This is a genomic window from Candidatus Anaeroferrophillus wilburensis, assembly GCA_016934315.1.
Taxonomy (GTDB): domain Bacteria; phylum Desulfobacterota; class Anaeroferrophillalia; order Anaeroferrophillales; family Anaeroferrophillaceae; genus Anaeroferrophillus; species Anaeroferrophillus wilburensis.
The window spans coordinates 38,301-62,445 of sequence record JAFGSY010000007.1; the positions used below are offsets into that span (position 1 = coordinate 38,301).

The 24,145-nt window shown below is 54.8% G+C and carries 20 protein-coding genes; 7 read left to right on the forward strand and 13 right to left on the reverse strand.

Translation table 11 applies throughout. The features are described from left to right. The first annotated feature begins 2 nt into the window (after positions 1 to 2). Entirely contained in the window at positions 3 to 1,160 is a 1,158-nt protein-coding gene (locus JXO50_01060; protein ID MBN2331676.1) for a citrate synthase, read from the forward strand. 75 nt (positions 1,161 to 1,235) lie between these two features. Here the strand turns inward: JXO50_01060 and JXO50_01065 are convergent, their stop codons facing one another. From JXO50_01065 to JXO50_01080, 4 genes are all read right to left on the reverse strand, one after another. Next, positions 1,236 to 2,324 carry a KamA family radical SAM protein gene (locus tag JXO50_01065; protein MBN2331677.1) on the reverse strand — a complete coding sequence of 363 codons (1,089 nt, stop codon included), beginning with the start codon at positions 2,322 to 2,324 and terminating at the stop codon, positions 1,236 to 1,238. Positions 2,325 to 2,502: 178 nt separating this feature from the next. After that, the gene (locus tag JXO50_01070; GenBank protein ID MBN2331678.1) at positions 2,503 to 3,522 is read right to left on the reverse strand and encodes an ATP-grasp domain-containing protein; all 1,020 of its coding nucleotides are present in this window, start codon (positions 3,520 to 3,522) and stop codon (positions 2,503 to 2,505) included. Beyond that, entirely contained in the window at positions 3,500 to 4,561 is a 1,062-nt protein-coding gene (locus JXO50_01075) for an ATP-grasp domain-containing protein (GenBank protein MBN2331679.1), read from the reverse strand. Before JXO50_01075 ends, JXO50_01070 begins: the two co-directional genes overlap by 23 nt. 275 nt (positions 4,562 to 4,836) lie before the next feature. Next, positions 4,837 to 7,098 carry a GNAT family N-acetyltransferase gene (locus JXO50_01080; protein ID MBN2331680.1) on the reverse strand — a complete coding sequence of 754 codons (2,262 nt, stop codon included), beginning with the start codon at positions 7,096 to 7,098 and terminating at the stop codon, positions 4,837 to 4,839. A 428-nt stretch (positions 7,099 to 7,526) separates the two neighbouring features. On the opposite strand from JXO50_01080, the gene JXO50_01085 reads away from it, so the two are divergent. The 6 genes from JXO50_01085 (at position 7,527) to JXO50_01110 (ending at position 14,483) form a co-directional block, all read left to right on the forward strand. Further along, complete coding sequence (locus JXO50_01085) at positions 7,527 to 9,089, forward strand: FAD-binding protein (GenBank protein MBN2331681.1); 1,563 nt, start codon at positions 7,527 to 7,529, stop codon at positions 9,087 to 9,089. Positions 9,090 to 9,556: 467 nt separating this feature from the next. Continuing rightward, the gene (locus JXO50_01090; protein ID MBN2331682.1) at positions 9,557 to 10,927 is read left to right on the forward strand and encodes an amidophosphoribosyltransferase; all 1,371 of its coding nucleotides are present in this window, start codon (positions 9,557 to 9,559) and stop codon (positions 10,925 to 10,927) included. A 41-nt stretch (positions 10,928 to 10,968) separates the two neighbouring features. Further along, complete coding sequence (locus JXO50_01095) at positions 10,969 to 12,624, forward strand: NAD+ synthase (GenBank protein MBN2331683.1); 1,656 nt, start codon at positions 10,969 to 10,971, stop codon at positions 12,622 to 12,624. A 14-nt stretch (positions 12,625 to 12,638) separates the two neighbouring features. Next, the gene (locus JXO50_01100; GenBank protein MBN2331684.1) at positions 12,639 to 12,851 is read left to right on the forward strand and encodes a hypothetical protein; all 213 of its coding nucleotides are present in this window, start codon (positions 12,639 to 12,641) and stop codon (positions 12,849 to 12,851) included. Between the two features lie 106 nt (positions 12,852 to 12,957). Then, the gene (locus JXO50_01105; GenBank protein MBN2331685.1) at positions 12,958 to 13,128 is read left to right on the forward strand and encodes an Rdx family protein; all 171 of its coding nucleotides are present in this window, start codon (positions 12,958 to 12,960) and stop codon (positions 13,126 to 13,128) included. 212 nt (positions 13,129 to 13,340) lie between these two features. Then, positions 13,341 to 14,483, forward strand: coding sequence for a sensor domain-containing diguanylate cyclase (locus JXO50_01110; GenBank protein MBN2331686.1), 1,143 nt, complete (start codon positions 13,341 to 13,343; stop codon positions 14,481 to 14,483). A 94-nt stretch (positions 14,484 to 14,577) separates the two neighbouring features. On the opposite strand, the gene glk is transcribed toward JXO50_01110, so the two are convergent. The 9 genes from glk to JXO50_01155 form a co-directional block, all read right to left on the reverse strand. Further along, positions 14,578 to 15,576, reverse strand: a complete 999-nt coding sequence (gene glk, locus JXO50_01115) for a glucokinase (protein ID MBN2331687.1) — start codon at positions 15,574 to 15,576, stop codon at positions 14,578 to 14,580. Continuing rightward, positions 15,576 to 17,297: a glucose-6-phosphate isomerase gene (locus JXO50_01120; protein MBN2331688.1), complete on the reverse strand. Its 1,722-nt coding sequence runs from the start codon at positions 17,295 to 17,297 to the stop codon at positions 15,576 to 15,578. Before JXO50_01120 ends, glk begins: the two co-directional genes overlap by 1 nt. A gap of 120 nt (positions 17,298 to 17,417) precedes the next feature. Next, on the reverse strand, positions 17,418 to 17,861 hold the full coding sequence (locus JXO50_01125; GenBank protein MBN2331689.1) for a hypothetical protein: 444 nt from the start codon (positions 17,859 to 17,861) through the stop codon (positions 17,418 to 17,420). Between the two features lie 121 nt (positions 17,862 to 17,982). Further along, a complete protein-coding gene (gene tkt / locus JXO50_01130; protein ID MBN2331690.1) occupies positions 17,983 to 19,995 on the reverse strand; it encodes a transketolase in 2,013 nt (670 codons plus the stop codon). A gap of 277 nt (positions 19,996 to 20,272) precedes the next feature. Then, the gene (locus tag JXO50_01135; GenBank protein ID MBN2331691.1) at positions 20,273 to 20,878 is read right to left on the reverse strand and encodes a cytochrome b/b6 domain-containing protein; all 606 of its coding nucleotides are present in this window, start codon (positions 20,876 to 20,878) and stop codon (positions 20,273 to 20,275) included. Beyond that, positions 20,875 to 22,167, reverse strand: a complete 1,293-nt coding sequence (locus JXO50_01140) for a tetrathionate reductase family octaheme c-type cytochrome (GenBank protein ID MBN2331692.1) — start codon at positions 22,165 to 22,167, stop codon at positions 20,875 to 20,877. The genes JXO50_01135 and JXO50_01140 overlap by 4 nt, the downstream gene beginning before the upstream one ends. Beyond that, on the reverse strand, positions 22,168 to 22,494 hold the full coding sequence (locus JXO50_01145; GenBank protein ID MBN2331693.1) for a hypothetical protein: 327 nt from the start codon (positions 22,492 to 22,494) through the stop codon (positions 22,168 to 22,170). It abuts the gene before it with no gap. Further along, positions 22,491 to 22,832, reverse strand: coding sequence for a winged helix-turn-helix transcriptional regulator (locus JXO50_01150; protein MBN2331694.1), 342 nt, complete (start codon positions 22,830 to 22,832; stop codon positions 22,491 to 22,493). Before JXO50_01150 ends, JXO50_01145 begins: the two co-directional genes overlap by 4 nt. A gap of 170 nt (positions 22,833 to 23,002) precedes the next feature. Then, positions 23,003 to 24,118, reverse strand: coding sequence for a sodium ion-translocating decarboxylase subunit beta (locus JXO50_01155; GenBank protein ID MBN2331695.1), 1,116 nt, complete (start codon positions 24,116 to 24,118; stop codon positions 23,003 to 23,005). Positions 24,119 to 24,145 lie beyond the last annotated feature (27 nt).

Genomic DNA, 24,145 nt, shown 5'->3' on the forward strand with positions numbered 1-24,145 from the left:
TGATGCAGGAGAAAGATACTGGCAGCCCTGCAGGGAGCAGAGGTCGTGGTGGTCTGGCAGATATTGCCGTCTGCACTTCCGAAATCTGCTTTATCGACGGCAATGAAGGCCGCCTCATCTATCGCGGTTATGATGTAGGTGACCTCGCTGAGCACAGCACCTTTGAAGAAGTTGCCTATCTGCTCTGGTACGGGTGTCTGCCGCGCCGGACTGAGTACCGGGCATTTCTTGACGGCTTTACCGGCTCCATGACCTTACCGGTGGAAACCATCATGATTCTGCGGATGTTTCCCAAGGCGGCAACGCCGATGGAAGTCTTGCGGACCGCGGTTTCCTCCCTGGGTCATTGGGACCCGGATAGCGGCAACACGGGGCTGGACGCCTGCCTCCGTAAAGCCCAGCGCCTGACGGAGAGAATACCCTTACTGATCGCCGCCCATCAGCGACTGCGCGAAGGCCTTGAACCGGTCAGGCCGCTCGCCGGCAAAAGTATCGCGTATAATTTTCTCTACGCCCTCCGCGCTGAGGAGCCTAAACCTGAGATGGTCCGGGCACTCGATGCCGCCTTGATTCTGCATGCCGACCATGAACTGAACGCATCAACCTTTGCCGCCCGGATCACCGCGGCCACCATGGCCGACCTCTACTCTTCGGTAACCAGTGCGATTGGCACCCTCAAGGGGCCTTTGCATGGCGGCGCCAATGCCGAAGTGATGAAGATGATCGAGGAGATCGGCACGCCGGAAAAGGCGGAAGCGTGGGTTCTGGCGCAGCTGGCGGCAAAAAATAAAATTCCCGGTTTCGGGCACCGGGTCTACCGCTGTGAGGATCCGCGAGCCGGCATTTTACGCCAGCATGCCAAAAAGGTGGCCAAACTGGCGGGAGACCGGCGTTTGTTTGACATAACCCTGGAAGTTGAGCGAGTGATGCTGGCCAACACCACGCTCTTCCCCAACGTCGACCTCTATACCGCATCATTGTATCACGCCATGGGCATCCCGGTCGATCTTTTCACGCCCATATTTGCCATGAGCCGGGTTGTCGGTTGGACGTCGCACATTTTTGAACAGTGGGGCAATAACCGTCTGATCCGTCCGCGGGCCGACTATGTCGGCCCCAAAAAACTAAAGTATGTTCCCATCAAGGATCGTCTCACCTGATCTTCTGGTGTTGAGGTTCCTTGGTTCATTGTCTTATCTGACTGCCAATAGCTGTCAAAATCCAACCACCGTCGGCTACAAACAACAACCATTGGCCACCCGGCGCTTTTCCTCTTCAAAGATCGGTGCCGGGTTGGCATAGGCATAAAGCCGGCCCTGGTAATTTTTGAGAACCACCTGTTCCCCGAGGCTCTGGAGATAATCGGGCAGAAGCGGAATTTTGCCACCGCCACCGGGGGCGTCGATGACATAGGCCGGCACCCCCATTCCCGAAGTGTGACCCCGCAGGGCGCGGATGATTTCAATTCCCTCCTCGACGCTGGTACGGAAGTGGTCGGTCCCCTGCACCATGTCGGCCTGGTAAAGATAGTAGGGTTTCACCCGGATGGCCAGCAGCTTCTGCATCAGCCGCTTCATGACCTCCGGATCATCATTGACCCCCCGCATAAGCACCGTCTGATTCCCCAGCGGGATACCCGCATCGGCCAGCCTTGCACAAGCCTTCGTCGAGATTTCAGTAATTTCATCCGGATGGTTGAAGTGGGTATTAATATAGAGCGGGTGGTAGCGACGCAGGATGCGCGCCAGCGCCGGGGTAATCCGCTGGGGCAGCACCACAGGGACCCGGGTGCCGATGCGGATAATTTCCACACTGGGGATCGCCCTCAACTCCGTGAGAATCCATTCCAGACGCTCGTCACCCAACAGCAGAGGGTCGCCACCGGAAAGGATGACGTCACGGATCTCTGGATGGCTGCGGATATAGGCAATCCCCACCTCGAGGGTCTGGCGGTCAATTACCATGTGCGCACCGCCAACCTTGCGCTTGCGGGTACAGAAACGGCAGTACATGGCACACTCAGAGGAAACCAGAAACAGCACCCGATCCGGATAGCGGTGCACCAGGTTGGGAACCGGGCTCTGGTTCTCTTCTTCAAGGGGATCGACCATGCAGACTGAATCATGCAGTTCCTCCTCGGCGGGAACCGCCTGTTTCCAGATCGGGTCACCAACCGACTTGATCAGACTGAGATAATAGGGATTGACCCGCATCGGATAACGTTCGGCCACCTCCTCAAGGGGACGTGGGTCGACACCGAAAGGCAGGATCAACTCACCGGGACTGGTAATGCTCGCCTGCAACAGTTTCTGCCAGGTTTCCATCATGCTCCGTTCTCCCTGCATACCAAAAAATGCTGGTCATTCATACTTCGTTCATCGCCAGAGTTCTGGCAGATCAAAGGTTTGTACAGCTGCACCATAAACCGGCACAGGTTTCCATCATCAACTACTCTCCCCGGTTGCCACCCCAGGAATATGGCTGGTGGGTTGATCGCTCGGGTTATGGTGCAGCACGGGCGAACACCCGGCGTTTCAGCGCCAAAGAAAGAAGCCGCTCGATTAGCTTGGGATAACTGATGCCGGCGGCAGCGGCGCTGCGGGCCAGACCGGCATCAGGTGAAAGGTCAGGATTTGCGTTGATCTCGAGGATGTAAGGCACGCCGGCGCGCAAGCGGATATCGACCCTGGCATAATCACGGCAATCCAGCAACTTGCAGGCATGCAGGGCGGCATCCTGCACCAGCAGCGTTTCACCGGCGGCAAGCAGCGCCGGGCAGACCGGTTGGGTCTGGCTATACTCCGGTGAATTCTCCAGCCATTTGCCCTCATAGCTGACGATGGCATTCGTGAGACCAGCTTTGAAGACGATCTCGGAAAGGGGCAGCGCCACCATCGGCGCATTGCCGACGACGGCGGCATTAAGCTCGCGGCCACCGATGAACTCCTCTACCAAAGCATCCTGATGGTAAGTATCGTGGACATAGGCTATCCGCCTGGGCAGAGACTGCTCATCGTCAACAATGCTGTCACCGGTAATTCCCAGGGAGGCATCCTCGAAGCGGGGCTTGACGATAAGTGGATAGGCGAGATCCCTGGTCCCCGGGGAAAAAAGCCCCCCTTGGCGCACCAGCACGTAGCCGGGCGTCGGCAGACCGTGGGTCCGCAGGATATCTTTGGTGAGAACTTTATCCTGGGTGAGGCCGAGACAGAAAGGTGCAGCACCAGTATGGGCAACACCAAGCAGATCAAGCAGGGCAGCCACGTGCATTTCCTTGCGGCTGTCACCCCAAAAACCTTCACAGAGGTTGAAGACGACTTCGGTGCTGGACGTGCGCAGTTCCTTGACAAAAGCAAGCAGGTCCGCACCCAACGGAACCAGACTGGCGTCATGCCCAAGCTGGTGCAAAGCGTCCCTGACCGCGCAGGCCTCCTTTTCAGCACCTTCCTCGGAAATCCGGTCAAGAAGCTCGCCTTTGAGCAGGAGGGGGGGAGCCTGGTTAAAGCATATGGCGATATGCATCGTGACCCCCCTGGAACAGATTGCGACGCCGGCTTGCTGCGTCGACCACCGCCAGAATCATCTGCTCGTAGGACAGCCCCGCAGCCCGGGCCGCCTTGGGAAAGCAGCTGTTCTGCTCGGGGAGCGGCAGGATGCCGGGAAGTGGATTCAGTTCAATGATGTTCGGCCGACCATGGCCGTCGAGCCGTACATCGATGCGGCACCAGTCGCGACAGCCCATGGCGGTAAAAGCCCGCCGGCAGATATCTTCAATCCTCTGCTGCAGCAGGGGTTCGAGAGACGCCGGACAGGCAAAGATCTGCAGAGGGTCCTCTTCCCGATCCCAGAGCCACTTGGCTTCATAGGAATAGATTTGGTTAACCCCTGCAGGGAGGGTATGAAAATTGATTTCAACGACGGGCAGTACCCGCAGTCCGGCACCGTTACCCAGCAGGGCCACCGTAAACTCCCGGCCAGGAAGAAACTCTTCCACCAGGACCGGCTGGTGGTAGGTTTCCAGCACCCATTCGATCTGCCGCGCCAGAGCCTTGCGGTCATGCACTAAAGCTCGGTCTGTTACGCCCTTGCTGGAGCCTTCAAGGGTTGGCTTGACCATGAGCGGGTAGCGGAGCCGAAAGGAGAGTTCGGCCATCGATGAAACCACCGCAAAGCGCGGGGTTGGAATGCGATGGTAACTGAGGATCTCCTTGGTACGCCGTTTGTCAAGACAGTTGCCTAAGGTAACCGGATCGCTACCGGTATAGGGAATCCCTAGCATATCCAGCAGGGCGGGAATCTGGGCTTCACGGCTGGCGCCGTTTAAACCTTCCGCAATATTGAAGACCAGATCAGGTCTCAGCTCACGATAGATTTCAAAGGCATTCAGATCGGCATTAACCAGGGTGACCTGATGACGGGATGCCAGAGCTGACTCCACGGCCTTGATGGTGCGGAGGTCATCCCATTCGGCATAGAGATCGGTAGGAGGACGACTGGGAGGCTCTGCTTCTGCCTCACAGACGGGCTCCTCCCGCAAATTGTGGGAAAGCGCAATATTCATCTCATAACCCCTTTTAAAAGCCTTGAGCAAATCCAGTCCCCCAAGGGGGAATCGGAAGGCATTCTCCAGACCCGGATGCCTGGGGCGTGCGGCTATAAAAAGGGGTTACTTTTTACGCTTCGTCTTACGCATGTCCGGGTCGTATACTACTCCGATTTTCTCGCCCTTTACACACCTTTATCAGGCTTGTCAACCAAGAAATGCAGCTGCATAAATCGAACATCCGGACAGTTGAAATACACTCAAGAAAATTGTCCAAACCCTAAGGAAAACCTTTAGGTTTTCACAAGGTACTTACAGTAAACCACCTTGCCGTCACCGGGGGCATAAAAATCGGGGAAGACATTATGCGGTTCATAACCACCCTGTTCATAGAAGGAACGGGTGCTGGCATACTGCAGACGCTGGGAAGTATCAACATAGATGCGCTCACCGCCGGCACTCCTGATATTTTTTTCGGCCTGCTGCAGGAGAATCTTGCCTAGACCCCTGCCTTGGTAGTCGGGATGTACGGCTATCCAATACAGGTCGTAGCCGCTCAGGGTGCAGGGTATGGGACCGTAGCAGACATAGGCAACAAGCCGGCCATAATGTTCAGCCATGATGAAGCGGTAGCCGCTGGCTTCACCTTTTTCCAGCCTCTCTTTGACCAGTTCCACCGCTACCGCCACCTCCTCAGCAGAAAAAAAGCCGGTCACGGCCACCAGCTTGGCCACCCTTTCCAGGTCGGCCTCTTCCATCTCCAGCCGGTAAGTTATCCCCTGAATACTGCTTTTTACCGGCTGGTGGCTGGCAGATGACCATTGCTGGGCAGCCGAGGCAAGACCTTTGAAAAAATGCAACGCATTAAGACCGAGGGTGCGGGTGCGGTAACCGCCCTCCTGAACCACAACCATGGGCAGACCAAGGGCACCAAGCAGTTTACCGTTTTCCTCAAAATCTTTGGCCGCCAGGCTCCAGGTCCCGGTGGGATCACCTTTAGCCGGGTCAAGACCTAGGGCGACCACGACAAAAGCAGGCTTAAACGTTTCAATTCTGTCAAGGGCACCGGTCAATACCTTGCGGAATGCAGAGCCATCAACACTCTCCGGCAAAGGCAGGTTAAGGTTAAACCCATCGCCTTCACCTTCACCGCATTCCTCAGCAAAACCACTGAAATAGGGATAAGCAAAACTCGGATGGCCATGAATGGAAATGGTGAGGACATCGTCGCGCCGGTAAAAAATCTCCTGGGTGCCATTGCCATGATGGTAATCAAGATCGAGCACCACGGTCTTGCCGTAGCCGCTCAGGTAATGAGCCGCAACCGCACTGTTGTTGAAATAGCAGAAGCCGCCGAATACCCGGCTTTCGGCATGATGACCCGGAGGCCGGACGAGGGCATAGGCTATCCGCCGGCCGTTGAGCACCTCGCCAGCGGCAGTCAAGGCGCAATCCACCGCCCGGCGCGCCGCAGGGTAGGCATTGCGGTTGATAGGGGTAAAGGTATCGATGCAATAGTAGCCGGCAAGCACCGACGGCTCCTTTGGGGGCCGGGTCTTGTTGCGGATCGGGAAGATATAGGGATAGAGGGACTTCCCCTCCGGCATCCCGGCACAGGCACGCTTCAGATAATGAACCAGATCGGGGGCATGTACCGGGTAAAGATAGCGATCGGCAAACGACCGCGGCTGTATCTGGACGAATAGGCCACTCTTATCCAACTTTCTGAGGATAGACTGGACGCGCACCGGCGACTCAACATAACCTCGATCACGGACATGGTGGATATCATGGCGGTCGTTCACCACCACGGCAATCTGCTCGGTGATCCGGTTTCCGACCCCGCGGGCTGCCAGTTCCGGCTTCACATAAGTAAACGGGCGCAGCTCTACCGGATCGTCCCGGAACGAGGCAACAACCTTTTCCACATACTCCGGCGGGCAAAGATCGGCGTATTTACGTTCGAGCACGGCCCGGACCACCTTGCGGGCGAAAGTACGGCCAGGCTGTTTACCCCCATCAAGACCGTCGTATACCAGATGGGGCATGCAGGTATCGCCGGCATTTATGGGCGCCTCATAGGCCGTATTGATAATGGGCCGGGCGCCGTACTGTTCATAAAAACGCAGCCTGGCACGGTTTTCCTGCAACAACGTCTGATCAGGACACAACTGCTCAACATCCGGCAAACACTCGAAGAAAAGCCCTTTCACCTTCAGGGCAACAGACTCCTGGCGCACCCTTTCGTACAAGGCGCTGCCGATGCCGGAACCAGCACGTTTGGCAGTTATGGCAATCCAGTCAAGGTAGGTAAAACCCAGGGTCGGGTCATGGAGGAGAATGGCAAAACCATTGACACGACCCTTGGCGTTATCCGCCACAAAAAGAATCGTGCGAAACCGCTGCTTAAAAGGATTGCGCAATCTTTCGCCAATGGATTCAATCTCCTTTTCATCTGCGGCACTGAACCTGGTGCGCAAAATCTCCTTTACCTGGCGAAGCTCTTCTCTGTTGATCGGCAGTGCATCATCGTAGATGCGACGAATGCGCAGCATGGTCTTACTCTCCTAAAGCGCTGGTTAGGCAAAAACCTGCCATTCCCGGTGTAAGGCAGGACGGCCCCCCCCTTCAGCAACACCGCCCCCGGTGGATCGTGTCAATCATCTTTCGCTTCTTTCTTTGCAGTACCCTGAACTTCTCTGCCAGATATTGTTCGTGTCCCGGTCCAGCCAGCAAAGCACCACCATCAATCAGCAGATGACAAAACAACGGATGCACAGTATAGTATTAGAAAAACATGGCTGCTGAGGGGTTGCTGCGCCGGGGAACGTCATGGGATTCCCGCTCCAGCACCCGAAACGGGAACTCCTCCGGCTGCAAAAGGACACAAAAGCAGCAAGTTCCCGGCGCAACGGACAGCATGAGCCTCGCCGCCCAACCAACCGGGCACCCAATGATCATTATATTGCCACAGGAACCGCTGATGAAGCACTGCCTGGATTTAGTTTTATCCCCCGAAGATGCCGCCACCAAGGAACGCTATCTTCAGCATATTGCTCGAGCGCTGAAGATACATCCTCGGCAGATTACTTACAATAAAATTATTCGTAGATCGGTGGATGCGCGGCGCCAGTCGGTGAAAGTGAATATCAGGGTTCTGGTGTGGCATGATGAATTACCACCAGATGAACCGGGGAACGTTTTTACCTACCCGGATGTCCACGGCAAAACCGAAGTGCATATCATCGGTGCAGGTCCGGGCGGCTTATTTGCCGGCCTGCGTTTGATAGAGCTGGGATACAAGCCGGTTATTCTGGAAAGAGGAAAGGATGTCAAAGCCCGCAGACATGATATTGCGGCCATTTATCAACAACAGCAGATAAACCCGGATTCAAACTTCTGCTTTGGCGAAGGGGGGGCCGGAACCTTTTCCGACGGCAAGCTCTATACCCGTTCAAAAAAACGGGGCAGCGTGCAAAAGATTCTTGAGGTCTTGCATTTTCATGGTGCATCTGAAGATATCTTGATTGAAGCGCACCCCCATATAGGCACCAACAAACTGCCGGCCATTGTTCAGGCGCTCCGGGGGAGCATTCTGGCGGCCGGCGGTGAGATCCATTATAACAGCCGCGTCGAAGAGTTCCTGCTTACCAACAATCGGCTCAGCGGCATCAAAACCCAAAACGATACAATTCCGGTTCAGCAGGTCATCCTGGCGGCAGGCCATTCTGCCCGGACTCTATTCACCATGATGAGTGCAAGGGGAATCACTCTCGAGGCAAAACCTTTCGCCATGGGAGTCCGCGTAGAGCATCCACAAGAACTTATCGACCGGCTTCAATACCATGGCAGCGGTCGCGGCGATTATCTGCCAGCGGCCGCCTATGCGCTGGCAACCCAAGTTGCCGGACGGGGCGTCTATTCCTTTTGCATGTGCCCCGGTGGTTATATTGTCCCCGCCGCAACGTCGGACATGGAAATCGTCGTCAACGGCATGTCCTCTGCTGCGCGTCATTCAAAATACGCCAATGCCGGCATGGTAGTCGAAATTCAATTATGCGATATTCCGCAGTTGGATCAAGATAGTGCGTTGGCCGGCCTGCAATTCCAGCAGGAACTGGAGCAGCATGCCAAACTGCATGGCGGGGGAGGGCAGATTGCCCCGGCACAGCGAATAACCGACTTTGTGTCCGGCAGGCTTTCGCAATCACTGCCTGACACCTCCTATCATCCCGGCACGTCAAGCTCCCCATTGCACGAATGGCTGCCGGAACACATTGCAAGACGACTTGCAGAAAGCTTCAAGGCGTTCGACAGGCGCATGAAAGGTTTTTTGACCAGCGAGGCGGTTATCCTGGGGGTTGAATCACGCACTTCATCACCCGTTCGCATCCCGCGCAATCATGAAACCTTGCAGCATATCCACATTGCCAACCTCTACCCGTGCGGCGAAGGCGCCGGCTATGCAGGAGGGATTGTTTCATCGGCGATAGACGGTGAACGGTGCGCTGAAGCCGTCTGCAAAAACATCCTCCAGGCAATGTAGGGCAAGCGGCCCACGGTCCTCAGATGTTGGCCATACCGGCACGCTTCATCTTGGCTGGCTGCCTTTTCAAGATCTTCCGGAACACGGTTCATATCTCTTGAACAACGACTGAAGGATGTCTTGCGACATTCTTTTTTGCCAATTACTGCTTTAGCATCCTCATAACACCCCAGATATTCCTGCGGTTAAAACCTTCCTCTGTCTTGTTCTTGAACAACAATTTTTTAGAAAACATGGGGACCGCCGTGATCAGGACTGTACGGGAACCGTTTTCCAGAGGCTCTGACCCTACGAAGGATGGCCAATACTTCCCGTCTCCTCAGCCCATGAGCGGAACATCACAGGAGTGCTGAACACTGCAGACAGCGCCATCAGGGAACCGGTTTAAAGGTTGAATTAGCTGAACTTTGCTGTTATAACTCCTGCCAGACGAATATTGTCACCTGGATGGTAACGGGCAAAAATACATGTGTGGAATTATCGGAATTTTCAACCACCCCGAGGCCAGCAATCTGGCCTATCTGGGGCTGTATGCCATGCAGCACCGGGGCCAGGAGAGTGCCGGCATTATCTCAACCGACGGCAGTCAGTTTGCCATTCACAAAGGCATGGGTCTGGTTGCTGATATTTTCTCCGAGGAAACCATTGCCAATCTCCCCGGCAACCGGGCCATCGGCCATGTGCGCTATTCCACCGCCGGGGCCAGCAGCCTGGAAAATGCCCAGCCATTTATGATCAATTTTTCCCTGGGCACCCTGGCGATCGCCCACAATGGCAACCTGGTAAATGCCGAAGAGCTTAAAAGATCGCTGGTCAACACCGGTTCCATTTTCCAGTCCTCAATGGATTCCGAAGTGGTTATGCATCTTATCGCCTGTTCCCGGGAACCAAAACTGATCGGCCGGCTGGCCGATTCCTTGAAGCAGGTAAAAGGGGCTTATTCCCTGCTTTTTCTCAATGAACACCAGATGATTGCCGCCCGGGACCCGCGGGCAATCCGGCCCCTGGTGCTGGGAAAGCTCAAGGGTGCCTATATCGTTGCCTCGGAAACCTGCGCCTTTGATCTGCTGGAAGCTGAATTTGTCCGGGAGATAGCTCCCGGTGAAATCCTGACCATTTCCGATCGGGGGATCAAGTCCTATTTTCCCTTCCCCCTTGCCAAAACGGCCCACTGCATTTTTGAATACATCTATTTTGCCCGACCCGACAGTATCATGTTCGGGGAAACCGTCTATGATGTCCGCATCCGCCTGGGTCGCCAACTGGCCCGGGAACACCCGGTTGAAGCGGACATGATTATTCCCATCCCTGATTCCGGTACTCCGGCGGCCCTCGGCTATGCCAAGGAAACCGGCATCCCCTTTGAGCTGGGGCTGATCAGAAACCACTATGTGGGACGCACCTTCATTGAGCCGCAAAGCTCCATTCGCCATTTCGGCGTAAAAATAAAGCTGAACGCCATTAAAAGCATTATTAAGGATAAGCGGGTGATCGTCATTGATGACTCCATTGTCCGGGGAACCACCTCAAGAAAGATCATCAAGATGATCAAGGCGGCCGGCGCCCGTGAGGTCCATGTACGGATCAGCTCGCCCCCCACCGACTATCCCTGCTTTTACGGCATTGACACCCCCAGCAGAGGAGAACTCATTGCTTCCAGCCACACGGTTGAAGATATAAGAAAATACATCACTGCTGACAGCTTGGGTTATATCAGCACAGAGGGATTACGACAGGTTGTGCGCTGTCAGGAGTGCTTCTGCGATGCCTGTTTCTCCGGCCATTACCCGGTTAGTTTCCCGGCAATCGAAGAGCCGGAGCAACCGGCTCTTTTCTGAATATCCAGCAATCCGTTTTATCAGGCCATCTATTTTGCGTTATGAAAATTGCCCTTGCCCAGCTCAATCCAACGGTGGGAGATATAGACGGCAACCTTGGGCGCCTGCAACAGGTTCTTGAGGATCTACGTCCTGAACAGCCGGACCTGGTAGTCTGCCCTGAGCTCTACCTTACCGGCTACCCCCCCCGTGATCTTTTGGAACGAACCTCTTTCATTGATGAAGTGGAGCAGGGAATCCGCCAGCTTTGCCTCATGACGGAAGCTTTTCCTGGCTTGGGGCTGTTGCTTGGCACCATTACCCGCGCCCCCCTCAACGCCAATCGAAAACTGCATAATTCAGCGGTGCTGATTGCTGCCGGAGAAGTTATCTTTACCCAGCATAAAAGCCTGTTGCCCGTCTATGATGTTTTTGATGAACAACGCTACTTTGAGCCGGCGGCCACGGTTGCCGTCTGCCCCTTCAAAGGGGAAACACTGGGAATTTCCATTTGTGAGGATGCCTGGAACAACCCTGAGTTGGATCACATGCCTGCCTATGCCGTTGATCCCATAGCCCTGTTGGCCAAACAGCGGGCAACCGTCCTGATCAACCTCTCCGCCTCCCCCTTTCAGCTTGGCAAGGAGCAGCTTCGCCAACGGATAATCAGCAGTCACGCCAAACGCCATCAGCTGCCTTTCATCCTCGTCAACCAAGTGGGCGGCAATGATGAACTGATCTTTGACGGCCAGAGTTTGGTGGTTAATCGCCAGGGGTCAGTGGCACTGGCAGCAGCACCTTTTACATCGGAAATTCGCTGCCTGACACTGGCCGAAATCGAAACACTCCCTCCCCAGACAGATCTGCTTGCCGGTGATGATCTGGACCAGATCCGCCAGGCGCTGATCCTCGGCATTCGCGACTACTTTCGCAAATGCGGTTTTCATCAGGGCCTCATCGGTCTTTCAGGAGGCATCGATTCAGCCTTGGTATGCTGCCTGGCAGTGGAAGCTCTGGGAAAGGATAATGTCTGGGGAGTCAGCATGCCTTCACCCTTCTCCTCCCGGGGAAGTATTGACGACGCCAGGAAGCTGGCCGAAAATCTCGGTATCCAGTTTGCTATCATTCCCATCAACACCCTTTATGAAGCCTATCTTACCACCATGAAGCCACTGTTTGCCGGGCGGCCGCCTGATGTTACCGAGGAGAATATTCAGGCCCGCATCAGGGGCTCCCTGCTTATGGCCCTGTCCAACAAATTTGGCCACTTGGTGCTGGCTACCGGCAATAAAAGTGAGCTGGCAGTGGGTTACTGCACGCTCTACGGTGACATGTGCGGCGGCCTGAGCGTCATCTCCGACCTGCCGAAAACAACTGTTTACCGGCTGGCTGAACGGCTCAACCGTGCGAAGGAGATTATCCCCCGGGAAACAATCAGCAAGCCCCCCTCCGCCGAACTGCGCCCGGACCAGAAAGACCAGGACACCCTTCCGCCGTATGACATCCTGGATCAGATATTGGCTCTTTTTGTTGATCAGGGGAAATCAGCAGCTGAAATCATCGGCCAGGGCTTTGCGCCAGAAACCGTCACCTGGGTTGCCCGGGCGGTATATAAAAATGAATATAAGCGGCGGCAGGCGGCACCGGGACTGAAAGTCACCAGCAAGGCTTTCGGTATGGGACGCCGGATACCGATTGCGGCCCACTACACTATCTAACAAGGAGACATCATATGACAACACAACAGGCTAAACGATATACTCTGGAAGAGGGGTTGGTGCTCACCTATAATGAACGAGGCTGGGTGCTGCTGCGTAACGGTGAAGAACCGGTCGGCTCTGATCTTCACCAGGAGAATCTGAAAATTCCCTACAAGGGCCACAAAACGCTGCTTGGCTATGTTAACGAGATCATTACCAACGGCCTGGAAGATCCGGTCCATTAATATTCAGCATGACGCTGAGCACAATCCCTCACCGACCATGGAGAGCGGGATGAAAATTACCATTGAATACTGCGGCGAGTGAAACTATCGGCCAAAAGCCGTCAGTCTGGCGGAAAACATCAAAAAGGCATTGCCGGCCGAGGTGGAACTGATCAAATCACGAGGTGGAGTTTTTGAAATTACCGCCGGGCAGCAGCTTGTTTATTCAAAAAAGGCAACCGGGGTTTTCCCTGACCAGAAACAGATTATCCGAAAACTGGAACAGCTGGCGACCTAGGCCTGTTTGCCAAGACTGCCAGTTCGTGACTTTCCCCCTAATAACAGTTTTGCAACCATTTATTCCTGGCAACCACCATAAACCGGCCTGAATCATGAACAACTGTCGGCACGGTTCATGCAAAACATCGGTCAGGAAACTCCTGCTGAACACCATTCCGTCTGATGAAGTGCGTTTATCTCTGGCGGGCACAGCGCAAAGGTTCCCTGTCTATGACTGATGATATCCTGCAGGAAAACCGGCAGCTGCGATATCAGCTCCAGCATTTGCTGCAGAATGCCCAGCAAAACGAGATAAAAAAACTGCGCTTTGATGAACTGGAGCTTGAACTCATCAGCGCCGGCTCCATCACTGAGCTGGTCCAGCTGATCACCGGCTGGTATCGTACCCGGTTCAAGATTGATTTCGTCACCCTCGCTTTGGTCGACCAGGAGTATGAACTACGGCGGATTGCCGAGGAAACAGAGCCTCCCTGGGATCAGCTGGCGGAGATTCTTTTCATAAGTGAGCCAGCAACCTTGCAAAACCTCTACGCAGCACCGGCCAAACCACTTTTGCAGACCTATGACTCTCGTTGCCACACCTTCCTGTTTCCCCAAGACCCTCTCCCTCCGGCTTCTGTTGCCCTGTTACCCCTCACCCGCCAGGGAAGGCTGCTAGGCAGCCTGAACCTTGGAAGCCGGCAAAAAGAACGTTATATGACCAACGGCAGCACGGATTTTCTCGAACATCTGGCCGCCGTAGTGGCCATCTGCCTGGAAAATACGATCAACATTGAACGGTTGCAACGGGTGGCACTCACCGATTCATTGACCGGTGTTTTCAATCGCGGTTTTTTCGACCGCCGGCTGGGGGATGAGGTTTCCCGTGCCTATCGCTACGGGCAACCCCTCTCATGCCTGTTTCTCGACCTGGACCACTTCAAAACCATTAATGACCGGCTGGGACACCAGAGCGGCGACCAGGTGCTCCGTGGTCTGACCCGGCTGATCAATATCCACCTACGCCGAAGTGATATCATCGCCCGCTACGGCGGCGAGGAGTTTGTCATCCTCCTGCCCCACACCACTGGCGCAAACGCTTTTGATATCGCTGAACGGATACGCCAAACCATTGAAAATCATCACTTTACCCTGCAGCAGCATGCGCTGGGCACCAAAGTGACCATCTCCATCGGCATTGCCACCCTAGTTCCTTCAAGGGGGACACAGCCACCCACGGCCAAGGCTAATATTCTGGTAGAAGCAGCCGACCAGGCACTGTTGGAAGCAAAAAAAAGGGGAAGAAATCTGGTTGTCTGCGCCCAGGGGGTATTGCCAAGGCAAGGCACATCAGAAGATAGTTGCTTCTCATGAACACATTCCAATGGTCAGGGTGCAGAAAATTACTGTCTAGGCAGGGTAGCGGCAAACACTTACGTTAGGAAGAGGCAGGTGAACAATAACACCGTCAGGTTGCCGCAGGAACATTCAGGGCACAATAAGCAGCCCCCAGGAGAGCAGCCTGTTCATTGAGAATAACCGATACCGGGAAACGGGGCATGATCTCGCTGAGCCTTCCCTTATGGTTGAAAGCCGCCAGGAAACAAGGCTGCTGGAGTTTGGTCAGAATTTTAGGCGGAATGCCACCGCCAAGGAACAGACCGCCGATGGTCATGCCGATCAGTGCCAGGTCGCCGGCAGCCGACCCCAGCAGGGCAACAAACTTTTCCAGTGCTGCAAGACATAGAGGATCACCCTCGGCCATGGCACGCTCGGCAATCAGCCGGGGGGCATTGTCCCTGGTCAGCTGTTCCACCAACCAGGCCGGCTCCTGATAACACCCGCTATCCCGCAGCCAACAATAGATCGTGTAAAGTCCGGGACCTGAAAGGACTCGCTCAAGGCTGACGTGCCCAAAACGTCCCGCCAAATAGTGCCAAAGTGCCAGATCATCTTCGGCTAAAGGAGCAAAGCCCACATGCCCCCCCTCGGAGGGCACCGGCATATACTGACCGTTGCAAGCAACCAGCAGCGCCGTTCCCAAACCGGTTCCCGGTGCCATGAGCCCAACATTCGCACCAGCAGCCCCTCTACCCCGCTGCAGCTGAAATACTTCGTTTTTCCGCAGGAGCGGCACTGCATAGGCGGTGGCCACCAGATCATTGATAAGCTGCACCCGCGGCCAGCCAAAACGCCGGGCAAGGGCAGCTTCCGACACTTTCCATGGCAGGTTGGCAGCTTTCACCTGCCTCCGGTCAACCGCCCCGGCAACCCCCAGGCAAACAGCGGCAATGGGAACGTGATAGCCAGTAATGAAACGCTCGAGAAGCTCTTCCAAGGTCGCCGCAGCACCACTGTGGTACGTCACCCCATAACGCAGCAGTGGGCGCTTCGTTTTTCCCCGAACAAAAAGTCCGAGACTGGTTTTGGTCCCGCCGATATCCCCGGCCAGGACATAGTCCACCATCAACCGGCAGCCAGCAGCGCAAGCAGCTGCTTTAAACCGGCAATCGGTGAGCCTGAAAGGTGAATGCGCAGCAGCCGGCGGCCATTTTCCTCCAAAGCCTGATAATCTCCCTGAGCCTGGGCAGCAATCAGGACACCAAACGTATACAGTTGTCCAGGGATCATTATGTCACAATCACCATCAGCGGTAAGCTGGAGAAAGACCCCTCGGTTGCCATCCCCTTTATGCAGCTGGCCGGTGGAGTGAAGAAACCGGGGACCATATCCCAGGGTAGTCTCCACCTGGCACCGTCGCCGGAGCAGCAGGCGCAATTGCTGTAAGAGAGCGTCGTTCTTAGGAAACATGGGCAGGTAGGCCATCAGAGCCAGGTAATCTCCCGGCTGCACCCGACTTAAAAAGGTAGCAAGAACAGCTCCTACTGATCCGGGCTGAACTGCTGCATCCAGGCCGTAGACAGTCAGATATTCATCCTGGACTAACGGCGGGCGGATCGGCAGGCTGCCGGTTGTTTTGCAGGCCGCCATCACTTCCCGGGCCTTACTTTTAGCGGCTTCAACATTGGGCTGATCAAAGGGGTTGACCTCCAGGACAGCCCCGGCCGCCGCCGTTGCCATCTCCCATCGATAAAATTCCTGCGCCAAGCTGATGCTCTCCTGGACTTCAATACTGATCAGCGGAAGTCCTGCCTGCCGGAGAGCATCAAGGTCTGCCGCCAACGATTCCTGATGATCGCCAACCAGCTGCAGGGCAACAAAACAACAATCAGGGCCATAGGATTCAGCATCTGCCAGCGGCTCGCCAACCACCGGCAGGATGCCCCGGCCCCGTTTGCCGGTACTTTCAGCCACCAGCTGTTCAACCCAGACACCGAAAGAGGCAAGTTTTGGCGTTGTCAGAAAAACAACCTTGTCCCGGCCGGCCAGCGCCAGCTCACCCAATGCCGCGCCCAGAACCAGCGCCGGATTGTCTGCTGCCGGCACCCCAGGACCGCAAGCTGCCGCCATTATTCCGGTCTGGTTGAGCAGTGCACCAACGTTGATGCCAATTAACGCCGCCGGCAGCAGACCAAAAAAGGTCAGCGCTGAATAGCGCCCCCCCACCTCCTGAGGCGAGGAAAAAATCCGGCGGAACTGCTTTGCCAATGCCAGGGTTTCCAGTTTTGACCCCGGATCGGTAATCGCCACAAAATGGTTGCCCGGATTTTCCAGCACCGACTCTGCCAGCGAAAAAAAATAATTGAACAATGAGAGGGTTTCGATCGTTCCGCCGGATTTGCTGGAGACCAGGAACAGGGTCCGGGGAATGTCCAAGCCTGCAGCCAGTGCGCCAACGGCATCAGGATGGGTGCTATCCAGCACCTGCAAGACGGGATATCCGGCAGCATTGCCGAAAATAGTCATCAGGACTTCTGGCGCCAGGCTGCTGCCACCCATGCCCAGGAGAACGACATGGGTAAACCCCGCCGCTTTGATCTCTGCGGCAAAAGCAGCCAGGTTCTCTGTTTCGGCAATCATGCTGCTGGGCAGGGTCAACCAACCAAGCCGGTCAGCAAGCTCCGGCGTCGCAGCTGCCTGACGTGGATCGGCAACCCAGAGAGTACCATCCCTCTGCCACAAACGCCTGGGCAGGGAGACCTTCTCCCACAAGGCCAAGCGGGAATCCAAGACATCGGCGTAAAAACCCAGATGGAGAGCTTGAGTATTAAGTGCCTGACAGTTCACCACCTCCTCCTTCCTGCAGATAATGTTGTGCATCAAAGATAAGGAACCCATGCCGGAAATAAGCCAACCAGCAACCATGCTGCCGGGAAAACATCAGCTGGCGGGGTAACACATGATGAATCAGGGGCTTTTTCGGTGCAGGTCAGGATAGAGCTTTGTGACACATTCCGGACAAATACCATGGGTAAATCTGGCATTGGTCTTTTTATTGAGATAAAACTCTATCGTCTGCCAGGACTCCATCTGTTCTGCCGGCAAACCAGGCTCCCGAATTTTTTTGCAGTTTGAACAGATGGGCAGAAAGGCTTCAAGGGTTTTTCCCAGGGCTCTGCGGAGGCGGGCTTCATACACCATAAGCAGGCCAAAAAGAATCGACATAACCAGGGCAGTTACCCCGCCGACAATCAGATGTTCCTCGTCAAAATAGGGAATATCCGGATGCAGGACGGCATCAACCAGCGCGTTGAGCTGAGATAACAGCATCACGACAACACCATAGAGGATAATGCGAAGGGCAATCTTTCTGTTGCTTTGAAGCATGAAAGGCCTGTCGTGCTGCCTCATCTTCTCACCTCCTCCAGTCCCCGTTTTCCGGAAAAGTTCAGACGGTTGGCACCCTTGTATGGCTTGGCATGACTTGTCGGCACTTGAAGCATGGACAGGACATTAGCTCCAGCACCATTAACTATGCTTGTAACATTGCCAGAGCCTGCTCCACAAGCCGGCTTGCAGTTAGACCAAATTTTTCATATAGGACCTCATAAGGTGCCGAGGCACCAAAATGATCAATCCCCACCGCCAGCCCGAGATCGCCCACATAGCGGTGCCACCCCTGGGTAGCACCGGCTTCAATACTGATTCTAGCCTTCACTGCTGCAGGCAGAATACGTTCCCGGTATTCGTTTGACTGTCGGTCGAAGAGTTCCCAGGAAGGCATGCTGACAATCCGGGCTGCAATACCATGGCCGGCCAGCATCTTGCCGGCCTCCGTGGCAATGGCAACTTCAGAACCGGTTGCCATGAGGATAATCTCCGGAAACTGGTCGGTGGCATCACTAACAATATACGCACCGCATGCCACCCCTTCCCAGGTTTCCGTCTGGTTGCCGGAAATGGTCGGCACGTTCTGTCGGGTGAGAATCAAGGCCGTGGGACCATTCCGATGTTGCAGCGCCACATGCCAGGCAGCTGCCGTTTCATTGGCATCCGCCGGACGAATGACGGTCAGCCCGGGGATGGAGCGCAGGGCGGCAAGATGCTCAACAGGCTGATGGGTCGGGCCATCCTCCCCCAAGCCAATGCTGTCATGGGTAAAAACATAGACCACCTGACGCCCCATCATTGCCGCCAGACGGATGGCTGGTTTCATATAATCGGAGAAAACCAGAAACGTGCCGCCGTAGGGAATCGTACCACCATGCAGGGCCATACCGTTCATAATCGACCCCATCCCGTGTTCCCGGACACCAAAATGGAGATTCCGACCTCCGTACTGATCAGCGCCAAAATCGAGCGTATTGCTGATCTGGGTTTTATTGGAAGGCGCCAGATCGGCGGAACCGCCAATTAATGTGGGCAGCAGAGGTGCCAAGGCATTGATCACTTTGCCTGAGGCAGCTCTAGTGGCCATCCCCTTGGGATCAGCCGGAAAATGGGGCAGAATTTCCTCCCAGCCGACCGGCAGTTCACCACTCATCGCTGCTACCCACTGGCGGTCCAGATCGGCATGCTGCTTGGCATACTCTTTTGCCAGTTGCCGCCACTGGTTTTCCTGTTCCTCACCCCGCCGGCGTCCCTCAAGAAAATGGCTCCTAACCTCTTCGGGAACCAGGAACTCCTGATCCACGGGCCAGTCAAGTTTCTCTTTGGTCAAAAGGACCTCATCGGCCCCCAGCGGCTCACCGTGGGCACTGGCGGTGTCCTGCTTATGGGGGCTGCCATAGCCGATATGGGAACGTACCGCAATCAGGGACGGCCGTTCACTGTCACCTTTGGCCGCCTGGATAGCGGCTGCAATCTTCTCAACGTCGTTGCCATCATCAACCATCAGGACCTGCCAGCCGTAGGCACTGAACCTGGCTGCCCGGTCCTCGGTAAAAGCAAGATCCGTGCTGCCTTCAATGGAAATATGGTTGTCATCATAGAGATAAATCAATTTACCCAGTTTCAACGTTCCAGCCAGGGATCCCGCCTCATGGGAAACACCCTCCATCAGATCACCATCACTGACCAAAGCGTAGGTATAGTGGTCAATCAGGGAGAAACCAGGGCGATTGAAACGGGCCGCCAGATGACGCTCTGCAATCGCCATCCCAACCCCGGTGGCAAAACCCTGCCCCAGGGGGCCGGTGGTCATCTCGACACCCGGCGTATGGCCAAATTCCGGGTGGCCGGGAGTTTTACTGCCCCACTGGCGAAAATTTTGCAGATCAGCCAGGGAAAGGTCGTAACCGGTGAGATGCAGCAGACTGTAGAGCAGCATCGACCCATGGCCGGCTGAAAGAATAAAACGGTCCCGGTCCGGCCAGACGGGATTTGCCGGGTTATGACGCAAAAATCGCTGCCAGAGAACATAGGCCATCCCTGCGGCACCCATGGGCATCCCCGGGTGGCCTGAATTTGCCTTTTGGACCGCATCGACAGCCAGCATGCGGATGGTGTTGATACTTCGTTGTGCCAATGTTGTTGGTTCACTCATGATACTCACATCCTCCATGGGAAATTCACCCTGCGCATCCCGTGCTTCCGGGTTGCCACATCATCAGGACCTGGGTTGGTGCCCATAGGCGCTCAAAAACCAGGCCGGAAAACTTCATAGAGCTACTACCATCACCTACGACGTTTTTATATAACATAGCTGTTTGTTTGCGCAACGACTATCTCACTATTTTTAACCCGGCAAAAAAACACTGGCCGTTCTCCTGTCAGCAGAACGGCCAGTGGTGCAGCGGCATTATGACCCACCTCCCCCCTGGTTAATGATCAACCTCTTCCCACCCGGTAATCATCGCCTTGATGTATGATAGGAGGGTGCCTCCGGTGGTGCTCATATAGATATGCACGACCAGGAAAGCTACCAAAACAAAGGCCGTCAGGGTATGGATCAGGGCCACCGGCCGGAGGCTGCCATTGAAGAGGCCACCAGCCGGTAATTCATTGTAAAAATAGTACCATAAGCCGCTGAGAAACTGGACCGGCAGAATTATAACTTTCAGTTTCAGATAGACCAGCCGCTGCAGGGGATTCAATTTCTGCTTCCGGGTCTTCCGGTGGGGATGTGTTTCCCCTTTGAAAATTCCCACGAGGTAGTAGCGGATCACCTGGACAAGGTTGTCCATGGTGGGCATGTACTGGCGCCATTCACCAGTGGTCAGATGCCAGAAGATGGCAAACACGGTCAGCCCAAGGACAAGCCAGGCAGCATACAGGTGGACCATGTGGGCTCTGGCAAACCCCATCAAGGTAAACAGGCCATGAATTTCAAAACCGGTTGCCAGCAGAAGAAAAATCAGGATCGATTGCAACCAGTGCCAGAAACGCTCAAAACGGGCATAGAGATGTATTTTTTTCTTCATGCTCATTGCTCCTCTCGCCGGCGGCGCAGAATTCTCATGGTCCCGTGGGCGATCACGCCAGCGAGGCTGAGGAGTACCAGCACCACGCCCAGGAGATCCAGGACGGTAGATTTATCCCGACCGGGAAGATAGAAGCCGCCCAAGCTGGCCAGGCGGCCTTCGCGACGGTGGCAGTCGGCACACGGGAGGGATTCCTCCTTGGGGGCAACCATATGGGTAATGGGCCAGAACATTTCCGTTTCAACGAAACCGATCTGACCGCTGAAAGCGGCCTGGGCTTCCGCCATCCCTGCTTTGACCGATTGTTCCCAGTCATAGTCAGCCCAGTAGGCGCCGCTGCCTTTCTTACCGAAGAGCTTGGGAATTGCCAGGGTCTTGTTCACCGGATCATACACCTGTTTCCCCCGGTAAAATTTAAACGGGAAAATTCGCGCCCCAGGATCATCATAGCTTCCCTGGGGCTGATTCAACCGCACTGGTTGTTGATCATCTATGACATCAAGCAAATCAACATACTTCATGTTGCCGTTATACCAGACATAGGTTGGCACCACATCTTTCGCCCAGCGCATATCTCCCTTTTTGCTGTGATAGGTGACATTCCCGGCCCCATCTTTCTCCACCACCACGTTGCCTTCGGCATCAAAGCGGCCGGCCGTCGACCAGTCCCACCACATTTTGGTATATACACCGCCACGGGCATAGCGGGGAATATGGCAGGTCTGGCAGGCCACTTTGTCCGTATGATCGTTGAGTTTTTTATTTTTTTTATGGGGAGTGGCACTGTGACAGGATTCACAGGCCATGCGATTGCCATAATCATCGGGCAGTGCCAACTGACGTCTTACCGGCGCCGGCGTCGCATAGTAGCGGCCGGCAATATCATGGTTAATCGTGGTATGGCAGGCGGTGCAGTTAAACTTTCCCCCTTTGGCCGCCATATGAACATCGAGCCGTTTATCGGCTTTCAGCAACGATGAATCAAGATCTCCGTGTTTGACACCGTCACCGCCACCACCGTAAAAATGACAAGCGCCGCAGTTCTCTCCCCTTGGCCGCCCCACCAGCTGGGCAACCTCAGAAAGATTCACCGGCTTGAAGACCCTGGCGCCGAACTTCTTCTCTTCATAGGCCGGGTGACCGCAATCGGTGGGATATTTTTCATAGGTGCCGGTGGTATCGTGGCAGACCAGACAATCAACATTTTCTTCAATGGTAAAATCAAAATGCCTGTCTTTCCACCCATATCCTGCATGGCAGCTGGTGCACCTGCACCAGTTGGATATCGGGGTAATTCAGAAGCTGTTGAGGGTGTACGCCTTGCCAAAAGCCTGCTGTTCCTGACCTTTTTTCTTGCCCCAGGTCCAGTGGATGGTGTGCTGCACCTGCTTGGCTGCTTCCGTATGGCAGCCTAGACAGGCTCTGGTGACCTCCGGGCCCCGCTTGAATTCTTCTTTCAACTGCTTGAATTTCCGGTGATCTGCCGTTGGCAGAGGAACTTTTTTCAACAGCTCATTACCGCCAGGCGGGGGATCGGAAAGCTCCTGCGCCACCACCATCATTGGCAAACTGAACAGCGGTAAAGCCATAACAATAAAAAGAAGAAACGTTCTTTTTTTCATCTCAATGACCCCCGTTTTTTGAGTTCTTCAAGCAAGCCTTCCCGCACCGCCTGAATCCCCAGCAGAAACTTCTGGTTGGCAATCCGATAATAGATGGTTCTCCCATCCCGCCGGGTAGCGACCGCCCCCTGGTCGCGCATCAGACGGAGATGCTGGGAAACATTAGCGAGCGAAATATCCAATCCCGCGGCCAGCTGCGTTACCGTCTTTTCCCCGTCACCCAGCAAATCCATAATCTGCAGGCGAATTGGCGAGGAAAAGATGGTGCAGAATGATGCGTGCAGTTGAAAAACATCGATGCCGATCACTGTCTCTGCTTTGATGCCTGCCTGATTCATTGATTTCCTTTCTCCCTGACAATACGGCAGCAGCCGAAGTATAAACCATAACTAGGCAGCCACACAATAAACATTCAAATACTTACGAACTTATATAGTTTCATTTATACGCAACTATATAACCAACAAAAACCCGCTGGTCAAGCTTTTTCCAGCGGGTTTTCGACTTTTTAACGGGCCATGGTCAGGAAAAGGCCGGCCGCAACCACGGTGCCGATGACCCCGGCCACATTGGGGCCCATGGCATGCATGAGGAGAAAATTGCGCGGATCTTCCTGGGCACCAACCGTCTGAACCACCCTGGCCGACATGGGCACTGCCGAAACCCCGGCTGCGCCGATCAGCGGATTGATCTTTTCTTTTGACACCAGATTCATCAGTTTGGCAAGCATAATCCCGCCAATCGTACTGAAAGAAAAGGCCACCAGCCCCATGACAAAAACCATCAACGCCTTCGGATTAAGAAAATTCTCGGCACTCATGGTCCCGCCGACAGCCAGCCCCATGAAGATGGTGATGATATTCATCAATTCATTTTGCGCCGTAGAAGACAGCCGCTCCACCACACCCGATTCCCGGAAAAGGTTGCCCAGCATAAACATGGCAATCAGGGAAGCAGAAGCGGGAACAAACAGGCAGATCAGCAGGCAGGTAAGCACCGGAAAAATAATTTTTTCCTTCTTATTCACCGGTTTTAGCTGACGCATGCGAATCAGGCGCTCTTTTTTGGTGGTGAACAGGCGCATGATAGGCGGTTGAATGATGGGCACCATGGCCATATAGGAATATGCGGCAACCGCAGTTGCCCCCAACAGGTGAGGGGCCAGGGAAACGGTGGTGAAAATAGTGGTCGGCCCATCGGCACCACCGATGATGCCGATGGAACACGCCTCAGGAACGGTAAACCCCATGGCCAAGGCGCTGAAAAAAGCAATGTAGACGCCAAACTGGGCAGCAGCTCCCAAAAGCAGGGTTTTGGGGTTGGCGATCAATGGACCAAAGTCGGTCATCGCCCCCAAACCGAGAAAAATCAGCGGGGGAATAATTTCCCACTCAAGGCCGTAATGATACAATACCCCAAGAATATGCTGCGCCTTCATCAGCTCGGTCAGGGGCAAATTGACCACAAAGATGCCGAACCCAATTGGCAACAAAAGCAGCGGCTCATATTTTTTCTGCACTGCCAGGTACATCAGGAGAAAAGCAACTACCCACATGATCACATGGCCAAAGGTCAAATGATAGATGCCGGTGGACGAAGCAAGCTTATAAAATAAAGAATCCATTCTTCACCTCAAGTGGTTCGGCGGACG

Excerpts from the sequence above, each read along its gene's own strand:
- JXO50_01100 (MBN2331684.1), top strand. The coding sequence starts at position 12,639 with ATGACAACACAACAGGCTAAACGATATACTCTGGAAGAGGGGTTGGTG.
- JXO50_01090 (MBN2331682.1), top strand. The coding sequence starts at position 9,557 with ATGTGTGGAATTATCGGAATTTTCAACCACCCCGAGGCCAGCAATCTG.
- JXO50_01080 (MBN2331680.1), bottom strand. The coding sequence starts at position 7,098 with ATGCTGCGCATTCGTCGCATCTACGATGATGCACTGCCGATCAACAGA.
- tkt (MBN2331690.1), bottom strand. The coding sequence starts at position 19,995 with ATGAGTGAACCAACAACATTGGCACAACGAAGTATCAACACCATCCGC.
- JXO50_01110 (MBN2331686.1), top strand. The coding sequence starts at position 13,341 with ATGACTGATGATATCCTGCAGGAAAACCGGCAGCTGCGATATCAGCTC.
- JXO50_01150 (MBN2331694.1), bottom strand. The coding sequence starts at position 22,832 with ATGAATCAGGCAGGCATCAAAGCAGAGACAGTGATCGGCATCGATGTT.
- JXO50_01075 (MBN2331679.1), bottom strand. The coding sequence starts at position 4,561 with ATGAATATTGCGCTTTCCCACAATTTGCGGGAGGAGCCCGTCTGTGAG.
- JXO50_01135 (MBN2331691.1), bottom strand. The coding sequence starts at position 20,878 with ATGAGCATGAAGAAAAAAATACATCTCTATGCCCGTTTTGAGCGTTTC.
- JXO50_01060 (MBN2331676.1), top strand. The coding sequence starts at position 3 with ATGCAGGAGAAAGATACTGGCAGCCCTGCAGGGAGCAGAGGTCGTGGT.
- JXO50_01065 (MBN2331677.1), bottom strand. The coding sequence starts at position 2,324 with ATGGAAACCTGGCAGAAACTGTTGCAGGCGAGCATTACCAGTCCCGGT.
- glk (MBN2331687.1), bottom strand. The coding sequence starts at position 15,576 with ATGGTGGACTATGTCCTGGCCGGGGATATCGGCGGGACCAAAACCAGT.
- JXO50_01070 (MBN2331678.1), bottom strand. The coding sequence starts at position 3,522 with ATGCATATCGCCATATGCTTTAACCAGGCTCCCCCCCTCCTGCTCAAA.
- JXO50_01085 (MBN2331681.1), top strand. The coding sequence starts at position 7,527 with ATGAAGCACTGCCTGGATTTAGTTTTATCCCCCGAAGATGCCGCCACC.
- JXO50_01145 (MBN2331693.1), bottom strand. The coding sequence starts at position 22,494 with ATGAAAAAAAGAACGTTTCTTCTTTTTATTGTTATGGCTTTACCGCTG.
- JXO50_01125 (MBN2331689.1), bottom strand. The coding sequence starts at position 17,861 with ATGAGGCAGCACGACAGGCCTTTCATGCTTCAAAGCAACAGAAAGATT.
- JXO50_01095 (MBN2331683.1), top strand. The coding sequence starts at position 10,969 with ATGAAAATTGCCCTTGCCCAGCTCAATCCAACGGTGGGAGATATAGAC.
- JXO50_01155 (MBN2331695.1), bottom strand. The coding sequence starts at position 24,118 with ATGGATTCTTTATTTTATAAGCTTGCTTCGTCCACCGGCATCTATCAT.